This is a genomic window from Streptomyces sp. NPDC014870 (assembly GCF_043081505.1).
Lineage (GTDB): Bacteria > Actinomycetota > Actinomycetes > Streptomycetales > Streptomycetaceae > Streptomyces.
Map to the genome: position 1 here is coordinate 218,447 of NZ_JBIBWQ010000015.1, position 12,713 is coordinate 231,159.

The following is a 12,713-nucleotide window of genomic DNA, read 5'->3' on the forward strand; positions in this document are numbered from 1 at the left end:
TGCCGGGGGACTGCTGGACGACTGGTGCAACGCCCTGGAAGGTGGGTCCGACCGTGCGGCCGAGTGAGATCACCGAGGTCCTGAGCCGTCCGATCAGCCGGGAGCTGCTGGCCCGCGACGTGACCCGGCTGGCCTACGTCGCCGAGGACGGCACTCCCCGCGCGATTCCGATCGGCTTCGCCTGGAACGGCTCGGAAGTCGTCATGTGCACCCCTCCCAACGCCCCCAAGCTGGCGGCCCTGCGCGTCAACCCTGCGGTCGCCCTGACCATCGACACCGAGGTCCACCCGCCCAAGATCCTGCTCATCCGGGGCCGGGCCTCACTGGACGCCGTCGACGGCATCCCGGACGAGTACCTCCGGGCGAACAGCTCGTACGTGATGACGCCCGAGCAGCGGGTCGTCTGGGAGGCCGAGGTCCGTTCGCTCTACGCCGACGGCATGGTCCGGATCGTGGTGACCCCGACGTGGGCGAAGCTGATCGACTTCGACACGACCCTGCCGACCGCGGTCGAGGAGCTGATGCGCGCGCGTGAGGAGCGTCGACGCGCCTGAACGGCCCCGCACCGCACCCGCCTATCCTTCCTGACATGGCCCTCCCCTTCCGCGTCCGTGGTGGCCGCATGCCCCCGCGGACCGCAGATGCCGTCGTGGCCCTGGTCGTCACCCTCGTCGTGACCGCCTGGACGCTGCTGTCCGCGCGGAACGTGGACGAGCCGGTGGCCAGGACGGTCGTCGCCTGGGCGCTGATCGCGGTCGGCTGCGGGGCGCTCGCCTTCCGGCGGCGGGCTCCCGTCGCCGTGGCCGTCGTCACCCTGCTCGCCTGCGTCGGCTACTACCCGGTGTCGGCGCAGGACGGGCCGCTGATGATCTCCTTCGCCCTCGCGCTGTACACGACGGCCGCGGAGGGCCGGTTCGTCGCCGCGGTCGCGCTGGCCGCCGTCACCCTGCTCGCCGTCGGCCTCGGCGAACTCCGGCAGGAGAGCGGGCATCGGCAGATCGACGACACCTCGCTGGCGATGCTGTCCGGCTGGCTGATCAGCCTCGTCGCCGTGGGCCGCGCCCAGCGGACCCGGATCGCCTATCTCCACGAAGTGGAGCAGCGGGCGCTCGCCGCCGAGCGGGAGCAGGAGGCGCGCGCACGGCAGAGCGCCACCGAGGAGCGGCTGCGGATCGCCCGGGAGCTGCACGACGTGCTCGGCCACAGCATCTCGCTGATCAACGTGCAGTCGGGGGCGGTGCTGCACCGGCTGAGCAAGAAGCCGGAGCCCGAGGTCGCGTTGGCCTCCGCCGAGGAGGCGCTGCAGGCGGTGAAGGCCACCAGCAAGGACGCGCTGCGTGAGCTGCGCGCCACGCTCGGGGTGTTGCGTCAGGCCGACGAGGCCGCGCCGACCGGCCCGACGTCCGGGCTCGCCCTGCTCGGGGAGCTCGTCGAGCGGGCCAGGAGCACGGGCCTCGACGTCCGCACGGAGCTGACGGGCACGCCCGTTCCGCTGGCGCCGCCGGTCGACCTCGCCGCGTACCGGATCGTCCAGGAGTCGCTGACCAACGTGACCCGGCACTCCGGTGCCCGTACCGCCACGATCGCCCTCGACTGGCGCGCCGACGAGCTGCGGCTGCGCATCGAGGACGACGGCGAGGGGGCGCCGGAGGAGCTGCCGCTGGGCAGCGGTATCCGGGGCATGGCCGAGCGGGCCCGGGCCTTCGGCGGCGAACTGACCGCGCACAGCACCGCCGAGGGGTTCCGGGTGGAAGCCCGGCTTCCGCTCGGCGCACCCGCGTCCACGACCACCACGTCCGAGGGGGACCCCCGATGATCCGCGTCGTACTGGCCGACGACCAGACCCTGGTCCGGGCCGGCTTCCGCTCGATCCTGGCCGACGAGGACGACATCGAGGTGGTCGGGGAGGCCGGGGACGGCGAGCAGGCGATCGCCCTCGCGCGCGAACTGCGCCCGGACGTGGTCCTGATGGACATCAGGATGCCCGTCCTCGACGGGCTCGAGGCCACCCGCAGGATCACCTCCGACGCCCGTCTGGAAGGGGTCCGGGTGGTCATCCTGACCACCTTCGACGTCGACGACCATGTGTACGGCGCGCTGCGCGCCGGAGCGAGCGGCTTCCTCGTCAAGGACACCGAGCCGATGGAACTGCTGCACGGCGTACGGGTGGTGGCCCGCGGCGACGCACTGATCGCCCCGGCCGTGACCCGCCGGCTGATCGCGGAGTTCGCCGGCCGCTCCAGGCAGCCGGATCCGAGCCCGCGCCTGAACGCCCTCACCGAGCGGGAGCGCGAGGTGATGGGCCTCGTGGGGGCGGGGCTCTCCAACGACGAGATCGCCCAGCGCCTGGTGCTCTCCCCCGCGACCGCGAAGACCCACGTCAGCAGGATCATGACCAAGCTGGACGTGCGGGACCGGGCGCAGCTGGTGATCCTCGCGTACGAGTCGGGGATGATCACGCCCGGCTGGCTGGGCTGAGGCCGCGGGCACGGACGCAGGCACGGACGCAGGCCGCGTGCCCCCTAGGGGGGCACGCGCGCGTGGACGCAACTTCCGGGGTACGCGCGCGTGGGGCGGCGCAACCGCTGGGGTACGGCCACTGACCACCCCGGGGCGACGCGGGCCCCGTAGCCGTACGCCGACGCTGACGGCGTGAACCCAGACGTCCTCGATCTCGCCCGGCTCCAGTTCGCCCTCACGGCGGGCGGCCACTTCCTCTTCGTCGCTCTGACGCTGGGGCTCGCGACCGTGGTCGCCGTCGTCCAGACGGTGGCGACGATCGGACGGCAGCCCCTGCACGCGCGCATGGTCCGCTACTGGGGCCAGCTGTACGTGATCAATTACGCGGTCGGGATCGTCACCGGCATCGTGATGGAGTTCCAGTTCGGCATGAGCTGGAGCGGGCTGACGCACTACGCGGGCAATGTCTTCGGCGCCTCGCTCGCGGTCGAGACGATCGTCGCGTTCTTCGTCGAGTCGACCTTCCTCGGGCTGTGGATCTTCGGCTGGCACCGCTTCGACCGGTGGGTCCATCTGGCCATGATCTGGGTCGTCACGCTGACCGCGTACCTCTCGGCGTACTGGATCCTCGTCTCCAACGGCTTCCTCAACCACCCGGTCGGGTACCGGGTGGCCGAGGGCGGCGACACGCTCGTCCTGGACGACCCGGTCGCCGTGCTGACCAACCCCTCGGCGCTGCTCGCCTTCGGGCACATCCTCGCGGGGGCGCTGCTCACGGCCGGCTTCTTCATGGCCGGTGTCAGCGCGTACCACCTGTTCCGGCGGACGCCCGAGTGGGAGTTCTTCGGCCGGAGCCTGCGGATCGGAGTCTTCCTCTCCTTCCCCGCGCTGATGGTCACGGCCGTCTTCGGCGGTATCCAGTTCGCCGCGCTGAGCACCTTCCAGCCCATGAAGTCGGCCGTGTTCAGCCAGAAGACATCCGAAATCGCGCAGATCCAGGCGGACATGGTCGCCCGGTTCGGTCCCGGCGACTACGTCCCCTCCGAGGCATGGACCCGCGGCGGCGGTCTCGTCATGCTCATCTGCTTCGCCCTGATGATGTACTTCACCTTCGCCGGCGTGATCCTGGCCTGCTTCAAGAAGGTCGTCTTCCGCTTCCGGCTCTGGCACCTGGCCCTCATGGCCGCCGTACCGCTGCCGTACCTCGCGATGATCAGCGGCTGGGTGTTCCGCGAGGCCGGCCGCCAGCCCTGGGTCGTGTACGGCCTACTCAAGACCGAGGACGCGGTCTCCGACCTGTCCCCCGGCGCCATGCGCGCCTCGCTGATCGTCTTCACCACCCTTTTCGGGCTGCTCGTCGTCCTCAACGCCTGGCTGCTGGCCCGGACCGCCCGCCGGGGCCCGGTCGACGCCGGCCTCGGCCACGACGACCGGGGCGGATCCGACGGCGGCCCCGGCAACGCGTCCGGCGGGCCCGACGGCGGCCCCGACGGCCCCGTCGACTCCCTGCCCGCCACGAGCTACTGAGGAGCCCGGCCGTGGAAACCCTCGCCATCGTCCTGCTCGCCTTCTTCGCCACCGGCTACTTCGTGCTCGCGGGCGCGGACATCGGAACCGGGATGCTCAGCCCGTACCTCGGGCGCTCCGACCACGAACGCCGGCTCGTCATCGCCTCCTTCGCGCCCTTCTTCCTGGGCAACGAGGTGTGGCTGATCGCCACGGCGGGCGTGCTCGTCGGCTGCTTCCCCGACCTCGAAGGGGAGCTGCTGTCCGGTCAGTTCACGGTCCTCGTGCCCCTGCTGGGCGGCTGGATCGTCCGTGACATCGCGCTCTGGTCGCGCGGCCGGGGACCGGGCCGACGCTGGCGGGCGGCCTGCGACGGCGCCGTGGTGTGCGGCAGCTGGGCGGTCGCGCTGTCCTGGGGGTGGCTGCTGGCCGCGCCGCTGACCGGTACGCCGTACGAGCGGGCCGGCGGCGCGACCGCGGTGCTCGTCGCGCTCGCCACGGCCGCCCTGTTCGCCGCGCACGGGCTCGGTTTCGCCGCGCTCCGACTGACGGGGCTGCCGTTCGAGCGCGCCCGGCTGCTGGTGGGGCGCACCGGAAGGTGGCAGTCCTTCGCGCTCACCGCGGCCCTGCTCGGGGCCCTGCCACTGCTCGCCGGGAGCGCCCTCCCCCTGACCGAGCGGGCCGCCGACGGCGCCACGCTCGCCCTGCTCGTACCCGCCCTGCTCGTCGTCACCCCGTTCCTCGTCGCCGCCCAGGTGTGGACCTGGCGCACCTTCCGGCACCGGGTGACCCGTCCCTCGTACCTGTAACTCCCAGAAGGGAAATGATCATGACCACTACGCGGGACAACGCACCCCCGCTGTCGTCGCCTCCGCCGAACGCGCGTCGGGGCAGCGTCTTCGAGCGCCTTGCCGGCTTCTCGTACCGCCACCGCTGGTCCGCCGTGCTGCTGTGGATCGTGGTGGTGGCCGCCGCGACCGGCGCGTCGACGGCCGTCGGGAGCGCGTACCACAACGACTTCTCGCTGCCCGGTACGGATGCGCAGGCGGCCAGGACCGTCCTGGAGCGGCACGGCTCCGGGCAGGCCACGGACGCCACGCTCCAGATCGTCGTCAAGGACGAGCGGGGTGTCCGGGAGAAGACCGTCCACGCGCGCGTGGAGGGGCTGCTCGACACGGTCGAGAAGCTCCCCGGCGTGACGGACGTCCGCAGCCCGTACGAGGAGAGGGCGGCGGTCTCCGCCGACGGCGCCGTCGCCTACGCCACCGTCACCCTCGACGGCACCGCCGAGAACGCCGACCGCGAGGAGGTCCTGAAGATCATCGACACCGTGCGGGCGGCCCAGGGCGACGGGCTGACCGCCGCCGTCGGCGGAGAGGCGGCGCGCGGCGCCGAGGAGGGCGGCGGCGGTCCGGCCGAGGGCGCCGGCATGCTGGGCGCCCTGGTGATCCTGGTCTTCCTGTTCGGGTCCCTGGTCGCGGCGAGCCTGCCCGTGGTCACCGCGCTCTTCGCGGTCGGCAGCTCCATCGGGCTCATCGCGCTCGCCTCGCACGTCGCGAACGTCGCGGACTTCACCCCGCCCATCATGATGCTGGTCGGCCTCGGGGTCGGCATCGACTACGCGCTGCTGATCTTCTCCCGGCACCGCGCCGAACTGCTGCACGGCGCGGAGCCCGAGCAGGCCGCCCGGACCGCGCTCGACGCGGCGGGGCGCACGGTCTTCTTCGCGGGCTGCACGGTGATCATCGCGCTGATGGGGCTTGTCGTGCTGGGCCTCGGCTCGCTGCAGGGCGTGGCGCTCGCCGTAGCCCTGACCGTCCTCGTCACGATGGCCGCCTCGCTCACCCTGCTCCCGGCGCTGCTCGCCCTCTTCGGGCGGCGCATCCAGCGGCAGGTCACCCGGCGGGCCGCGAAGGCGACCCGGCCGGAGGGCGCCCGGTGGCGGGCCTTGGCGACGGCCGTGCAGAAGCGGCCGTGGACGGCGCTGCTGGTCTCCGCGGTGGCCCTGGGCGCGCTCGCCGCGCCCGCGCTCGACCTGCGGCTCGGCTTCGCCGACGCCGGCAACGACGCCCCGGCGAAGTCCAGCAGGCAGGCGTACGACCTGCTGGCCGAGGGCTTCGGGCCCGGTTTCAACGGGCCTCTGATCGTGGTCGCCGACGGCGGCGGCGACCAGGCCGGCGCCGCCGTGCGTCGGGCCCTGGAGAACACCGACGGCATCGCGGCGGCGACGGCGCCGATCCCGACGCGGGACGCGGCCGTCTCGACCGTCATCGCCTTCCCCGAGTCGGCGCCCCAGGCCGAGGCGACGTCGGACCTCGTCGACCGGCTCCGCTCGGACGTCCTGCCGCCGGTGGAGCGGGCGACCGGCGCCGACCTGCTGGTCGGCGGACCGACGGCGGCGACCGAGGACTTCGCCGCCACGGTCGCCGACCGGATGCCGCTGTTCGTGGCCGTCGTCGTCGGCCTCTCCATGGTCCTGCTGCTCCTCGTCTTCCGGTCCGTGCTGATCCCGGTCAAGGCGGCGCTGCTCAATCTGGTGAGCATCGGAGCGGCCCTCGGAGTGATCACGCTGGTCTTCCAGCATGGCTGGTTCGGGGTGGAGCCCGGCCCGGTCGAGGCGTTCATCCCGGTGATGATCTTCGCGATCGTCTTCGGCCTCTCGATGGACTACGAGGTCTTCCTCCTCTCCCGGATCCACGAGGAGTGGGAGCGCACCCAGGACCCGGAAGGGGCGGTACGGGAGGGTCTCGCGGCGACCGGGAAGGTCATCACGGCCGCCGCGGCGATCATGATCGTGGTGTTCTCCGCCTTCGTCCTCAGCCCCGACCGGATGCTCCAGCAGTTCGGGCTCGGCCTCGCAGTGGCGATCCTGCTGGACGCGGTGGTGATCCGCTGTCTGATCGTGCCCGCGGTGATGCAGCTGCTGGGCCGGCGCGCGTGGTGGCTCCCGGCCCCGCTGGCGCGGATCCTGCCGAAGGTACGGCTGGAACGCGCCTGACGTCCGGCCGGACCGCGCCTGACGTCCGGCCGGACCGCCGCTCAGGGTCGGGCGCCGTCCTCCCCGGACGGGGCCTGACCCTGCTCCTTCTTGTGCTGCAGCGCCTTCTGGAGCCGGGCGACGACCGCCTCCCCGTAGCGCCGGTGGCCGTGCACGCGCGGGTCGTCGGTCACGTCGTACCGCTTCACGTAGGCGCCCAGGAAGGCCTGGAGGGTGGCGACGGCCGGGATCGCGATCAGCGCGCCGACCGCGCCGAGCAGGGCCGTACCGGCGATCACGGAGCCGAACGCGACCGCCGGGTGGATGTCCACCGTCTTGGACGTCAGCTTCGGCTGGAGGACGTAGTTCTCGAACTGCTGGTAGACCACGACGAACGTCAGCACCCAGAGCGCGTACCAGGGGTCCTCGGTGAACGCGATCAGCATGGGCAGCGCGCCCGCCAGGTACGTACCGATGGTGGGGATGAACTGCGAGACGAGGCCCACCCAGACCGCGAGCGCCGGCGCGTAGGGGACGCCCAGGATCTCCAGCAGGATGAAGTGCGCGACGCCGGAGATCAGGGCCATCAGGCCGCGGGAGTACAGATAGCCGCCGGTCTTGTCGACGGCGATCTCCCAGGCCCGCAGGACCTCGGTCTGCCGGGCCGGGGGCAGGACGGAGCACAGCGCGCGGCGCAGCCGGGGCCCGTCGGCGGCGAAGTAGAACGAGAACAGGAAGATCGTGAGCAGCTTGAACAGGCCGCCGAGGACGGTGGCCGAGACGTCCAGGACGCCGCTGGCGCTGTTCTGCACGTACTTCTGGAGCCAGTCGGAGCGCAGGAGGCTGTCCTGGACCTCGACGCGGGACAGCTCGGTGTGGAACGTCTGGTTGATCCAGTTGATCAGTGAGTCGAGGTACTTGGGGAAGTTCTCGACCATGTCGACGATCTGGCCCGCGAGCATCGAGCCGAGCAGGACGACGAAGCCCACACCGAAGACGAGCACGGCGAGGAAGACGAGGAACGTGGCGAGTCCTCGCCGCATGCCGCGGGCGGCCATCCTTCCGACGGCGGGCTCGATGGCGAGGGCCAGGAAGAACGCGACGACGATGTTGACGAGCAACCCGATGAGCTGGTGGAACGCCCAGCTGCCCAGCTGGAAGCAGGCGTAGAGCGCGAGGGCGAGGACCATGGCCCGGGGCAGCCAGCGGGGCATCCGGGCGGCGGGTCCGGCCCGCATCCCGGAACCCGGCCCACCGGTGCCGGCCCCGGCTCCGGCCGGGGAGGTCTCGGGCCCGCTCGCGGGGCTCGGGATCGCGCCCCGGGTCGGTGCGGGCACGGAGCCGGACGCGGCCGCTCCCGCCGCCGGGCTCGTGGGCGCCGGCGCAGCGTGCCCGGGGGCGGCGTCGGACGTCGCCCCGGGCGCTCTGCCCACGGGCGATCGCCCCTCCGGCCGTGCTTCCGGGGTTCGCCCGGTCACGGCCTGGTCGAGGGTCCCGTCGGCGGTCGTCTTGCCGGTCTCGTTGCCGGTCGCGTCGGTGTCGTCAGTCGGAGCCACCCCGCCAGTCTCGCGCACCGCGCCGACATTCCGGCCCCGGCGTGACGACTCCCGCCTGCGCGGTCCGGTGTGACCGGTCGAGTGTGAGGCCGGTCGGGTGCGGTCCGCCCGGTCCGGCCTGTCCCGCCTTGCCGGTCTCGGTCAGCGTCTGTCGGCAGGGACGTCCATGGCGGCGCAGACCGCCCGCCACACGTCCTTCGCCTCCCACCCGGCGTCCAGTGCCTCGTGCACCGTACGGCCGCCCAGTTCGGACATCACATGGTCCCGCGCGAAGGATTCGGCGTAGGAGCCACCGAAGTGGTCCGCCATCCGCTCCCAGAAAATCGTCAACCGCATGAATCCAGTATCCCGCCCCCAAGAGTGCAGCCCGGTCGGTAACCCTTGTCACACGTCCCGGGCGCCCTACGGTCGGACCATGGCTGGAACTCCTCTCGTGGCTCCGCACACCGCTCCACGCGCGCGTGCCGAAAACTTCGTCTGGCTGACGGCCCGCGTGCTCGAACAGCGCCGGTTCGCCTACCACTTCCTGCGCGGCGGCGCGGAACCGGTCGAGGTGGCGCTCTCGGCCTACCTCAACGAGGACGGCGGCTACGGCCACGCCCTCGAACCGGATCTGCGCGGCCCGGGCAGCCAGCCGCTGCACACCGGGCACGCCCTGCGGGTCCTGGACTCCGTCGGCCGCTGCGGCGGGCTGCGGATCGAGCGGATCTGCCGGTACCTCACCGAGGTGTCCACCCACGACGGGGCGCTGCCCGCCGTCCACCCGTCCCAGCGCGCCTACCCCGCGGCGCCGTTCGTGCCGATCGTCGACGACCCGCCCAGCGCGCTGCTCACCACCGGCCCCGTGGTCGGTCTGCTCCACCGCAACCAGGTGTGGCACGCCTGGCTGTTCCGGGCGACCGAGTTCTGCTGGTCGGCGGTCGAGTCGCTGGAGAAGTCGCACCCGTACGAGATCGAGGCCGCCGTCGCCTTCCTGGACGGCGTCCCGGACCGGTCGCGGGCCCAGGCCGTCGCCGACCGCCTGGGGCGGCTGGTGCGGGAGCAACGCCTTGCGGTCCTGGATCCCGGGCGGCTCGACGAGTTCCCCGTGGCACCGGGGTACGCGCCGGAGGAGCACCACTTCCCGTACGACTACGCGCGCGTGCCGGACTCGCTCGCCCGGCGCTGGTTCACGGACGAGGAGATGGCCCGCTCGCTCGACCACCTGGCCTCGGCGCAGCAGGAGGACGGCGGCTGGCCGGTCACCTGGCGCCGTTGGGCCCCGGGCACGGCACTGGAGGCGCGGCCGATCGTGACGATCGAGGCGCTGCGGACGCTGCGCGCCCACGGCCGCCCGATCGACTGACGCCGGGCGCCCTCCGGCGCGGCGCGGCGGCCCTACTCCTCCGGGGACTCGCGCAGCAGCAGCGCCGCGAGGGCCGTGGCCGTGCCCCGTGGGGTGGCCAGGTCGATGCCGGTACGCCCGGCGATCTTGGCCAGACGGTTGTCGACGGTGTTGGGGTGCAGGCCGAGGGCGACCGCGGTCGCGCGGCGGTCCTGGCCCCCGGCGAGGTGGACCCGAAGGGTCTCCAGCAGCTCGGGGCGGTCGGCGACCGGGTCGAGGAGGGCGGCGATACGGCGCCCGCTCTCGCCCGGCCGGGAGAGGTGGTACTCCAGCAGGACGTCGTCGAGCCGGTGGAGCCCGGGCCGGAGCCCACACGCGCGTGCGACCCGCAGGATCTCCCCCGCGGTGCGGGCCGCCTCTGGCACGTCGGACGGCGTCGCCGCGAGGACCGCGGCGACCCGCAGGGGCACACCGGCGGCGCGCGCGAGGCGCGTGGTGAGCTCCTCGGGCGGCTCCCCGCCCCCGGGCGCGATGGCCCGCCCGAGGTCCGTCCCCGCGTCGAGCAGGGCGGGCACCTCCCCTCCGAAGGAGTGGTCGAGGGCGGTCTGGATCCGGCGGAGCCGCCGGCGCACGGCCACGTCCCCCTCGTGCGGGACTCCGTCCGCGCCCAGTGCCAGGACCAGACAGGGCCCGTCGATGCCGAGCTGCTCCAGCAGGCCGGGGCCGGGCGGCGAGGTCCCGTCGAGGAGACCGCGTACGAGCGAGCGGCGCTGGGCGCGCTGCTCGGCCTCCAGGGCGGAGCGCTCGTCGAGGTAGGTCTCGGCGACGGCGCCGACGATCTCGTCGTGGGACGCGAGGAGCAGGTCGGCCAGCTCGACCAGCGCCGCCTCGTCGCCGGGTTCGGCCGCCTCGCGGAGGGCCTGCCACAGCACGTACATCCCGAGGGCGTGGGTGCGCAGCAGCAGGTGCAGCGGCATGCCTTCCTCGGCCCGTTGGGCGGCCCGCTCGCGGAACAGCCGCCCGGCGCCCGGGGCCGCCGCCGCGTCCGGGTCGACGACCTGCCGCAGGAAGAGCCGCACACCGTGCCGTACGGTCGCGGCGATCTCCAGGTCCTTCATCTCGTCGGGCAGACCGGCGTACCCGGGGATCCGTTCGAAGGATTCGCGGGCCATGCGCCGGGCCAGTTCGTTGACCCTCGGCTCGCAGCGCTGGGCGAGCGCCCGCGCCGCCTCGGACACCTCGGTCATCACGCCACCTCCCGACTGTGACGGGTCACAGTACCGGCGCCCGGAGGGTGTGACGCGGTCGGGTGTCGTAGCTCCGTCGACGGGCCGAAACTCGGTGGCCAGGCGTTCCGCCGCACCCGCACCGAAGGAGCCCCCCGATATGACCGAGCACAACCCTGACGCGCTCGACTATCCGACGTACATCGACCGGGTCTGGCGGGGCGAGGAGACGCTGCTGGCGCATGTCACGGGCGTCTTCACCTCGGAGAGGCTGATCACGGTCCGCGAGGGAGTCGGCTTCTTCCCCGCGTTCGCGAACGTCGCCGCCTTCGACACGGGCGCCGGGCTCGTCCTCGTGGACTCGGGCGACATACGGACGGCCGGCCTCCTGCACACGGCCGTCCGCGCGTTCAGCCCCGACCCCGTCAGGGCGGTCGTGTACACCCACGGCCATGTCGACCATGTCTTCGGGGTCGCCCCTTTCGACCAGGAGCCCGAACGCCCCGAGGTCATCGCGCACGAGGCCGTCGCCGCGCGCTTCGACCGGTATGTCGAGACCTCCGGCTACAACACCTGGATCAACCGCAGGCAGTTCGGCGTACCGTCCCTGGACTGGCCGACCGAGTACCGCTACCCGGACACCACCTACCGCGACCGGATGACCGTCCGTCACGGCAGGTTGACGTTCGAGCTGTTCCACGCGCGCGGGGAGACCGACGACCACACCTATGTGTGGGTCCCCGAGGTGAAGACCCTCTGCACGGGCGATCTCTTCATCTGGAACTCCCCCAACGCGGGAAACCCGCAGAAGGCCCAGCGCTACCCCGAGGAGTGGGCGCGGGCCCTGCGGGCGATGGCCGGACTGGGCGCCGAGGTCCTGCTCCCTGGCCACGGCATCCCGATCGTCGGCGCGGACCGGGTGGCGCAGGCCCTGGACGACACGGCGAGCCTGCTCGAATCGCTGTGCGCGCAGACCAGGGACCTGATGAACGCGGGGCTCCGCCTGGACGCGGTGATCCACGGCGTCAAGATCCCGCAGGAGCTGCTCGCGAAGCCGTACCTCCACCCCGCCTACGACGAGCCGGAGTTCGTCGTACGGAACCTGTGGCGGCTCTGGGGCGGCTGGTACGACCAGAACCCCGCGCACCTCAAGCCGGCGCCGGAGGCAGCCGTAGCCGCCGAACTCGCGGCGGCCGCCGGTGGAGCGCTCGTTCTGGCACGGCGCGCGTCCCGGCTCCTCGCCGAGGGCGAGCTGCGGCTCGCCTCACATCTCGCGGAGACGGCGGCCCTCGCCGCGCCCCAGGACGTCGAGGTGGCCCGGGTGCGCGCCGAGGTCTACGCGACACGTGCGGAGCAGGAGACCTCGACGATGGCGCGCGGGGTGTTTCACTGGGCGGCCGCGGAGTCGGCGGCGGTCGCCGAGGGGACGGACGTGACCACCGAACTGACCCGCTCGGCCGAGGGGCGGGCGCGGGCGGCCGGCGCAATCAGTGTCGGCGTGGTCCACGAGTCCGGCCCGTCCGCCGGTACGCCGGAGACATCCGCCAGTACGCCGACTCCGTCCGCCGGTACGCCGGAGACATCGGCCGGTGCGGACTCGTGCTGCTGAGCAGGGCGGTGGGGCGGAGCACGGGCACGACGGGTCCCTGGGGGACGACCTGGTT

At 72.9% G+C, this 12,713-nt stretch carries 11 protein-coding genes; 8 read left to right on the forward strand and 3 right to left on the reverse strand.

Annotated elements, in window-relative coordinates; translation table 11 throughout:
* Positions 1–53: 53 nt before the first annotated feature.
* From ACF09C_RS35740 to ACF09C_RS35765, 6 genes are all read left to right on the forward strand, one after another.
* A complete protein-coding gene (locus ACF09C_RS35740; protein ID WP_392097620.1) occupies positions 54–554 on the forward strand; it encodes a pyridoxamine 5'-phosphate oxidase family protein in 501 nt (166 codons plus the stop codon).
* A gap of 35 nt (positions 555–589) precedes the next feature.
* Complete coding sequence (locus ACF09C_RS35745) at positions 590–1,816, forward strand: sensor histidine kinase (RefSeq protein ID WP_392097622.1); 1,227 nt, start codon at positions 590–592, stop codon at positions 1,814–1,816.
* The gene (locus ACF09C_RS35750) at positions 1,813–2,478 is read left to right on the forward strand and encodes a response regulator (protein ID WP_392097624.1); all 666 of its coding nucleotides are present in this window, start codon (positions 1,813–1,815) and stop codon (positions 2,476–2,478) included. Before ACF09C_RS35745 ends, ACF09C_RS35750 begins: the two co-directional genes overlap by 4 nt.
* A gap of 174 nt (positions 2,479–2,652) precedes the next feature.
* The gene (locus tag ACF09C_RS35755; protein ID WP_392097626.1) at positions 2,653–3,987 is read left to right on the forward strand and encodes a cytochrome ubiquinol oxidase subunit I; all 1,335 of its coding nucleotides are present in this window, start codon (positions 2,653–2,655) and stop codon (positions 3,985–3,987) included.
* An 11-nt stretch (positions 3,988–3,998) separates the two neighbouring features.
* On the forward strand, positions 3,999–4,775 hold the full coding sequence (locus ACF09C_RS35760) for a cytochrome d ubiquinol oxidase subunit II (protein WP_392097628.1): 777 nt from the start codon (positions 3,999–4,001) through the stop codon (positions 4,773–4,775).
* Positions 4,776–4,795: 20 nt separating this feature from the next.
* Positions 4,796–6,964 (forward strand): MMPL family transporter, encoded by a 2,169-nt coding sequence (locus tag ACF09C_RS35765; RefSeq protein ID WP_392097630.1) that lies wholly within the window; start codon positions 4,796–4,798, stop codon positions 6,962–6,964.
* Positions 6,965–7,005: 41 nt separating this feature from the next.
* On the opposite strand, the gene ACF09C_RS35770 is transcribed toward ACF09C_RS35765, so the two are convergent.
* Both ACF09C_RS35770 and ACF09C_RS35775 read right to left on the reverse strand, forming a co-directional pair.
* Complete coding sequence (locus tag ACF09C_RS35770; protein WP_392097678.1) at positions 7,006–8,157, reverse strand: AI-2E family transporter; 1,152 nt, start codon at positions 8,155–8,157, stop codon at positions 7,006–7,008.
* A gap of 483 nt (positions 8,158–8,640) precedes the next feature.
* Positions 8,641–8,835 (reverse strand): DUF3046 domain-containing protein, encoded by a 195-nt coding sequence (locus tag ACF09C_RS35775; protein ID WP_361966227.1) that lies wholly within the window; start codon positions 8,833–8,835, stop codon positions 8,641–8,643.
* Between the two features lie 79 nt (positions 8,836–8,914).
* Between ACF09C_RS35775 and ACF09C_RS35780 the strand changes: the two genes are divergently transcribed.
* Positions 8,915–9,844 carry a hypothetical protein gene (locus ACF09C_RS35780; RefSeq protein ID WP_392097632.1) on the forward strand — a complete coding sequence of 310 codons (930 nt, stop codon included), beginning with the start codon at positions 8,915–8,917 and terminating at the stop codon, positions 9,842–9,844.
* 32 nt (positions 9,845–9,876) lie between these two features.
* On the opposite strand, the gene ACF09C_RS35785 is transcribed toward ACF09C_RS35780, so the two are convergent.
* A complete protein-coding gene (locus ACF09C_RS35785; protein WP_392097634.1) occupies positions 9,877–11,070 on the reverse strand; it encodes a PucR family transcriptional regulator in 1,194 nt (397 codons plus the stop codon).
* Between the two features lie 139 nt (positions 11,071–11,209).
* Here ACF09C_RS35785 and ACF09C_RS35790 point away from each other — a divergent pair, with 139 nt between their 5' ends.
* Positions 11,210–12,658, forward strand: coding sequence for an alkyl sulfatase dimerization domain-containing protein (locus ACF09C_RS35790; protein WP_392097635.1), 1,449 nt, complete (start codon positions 11,210–11,212; stop codon positions 12,656–12,658).
* The last annotated feature ends 55 nt before the right edge of the window (positions 12,659–12,713 follow it).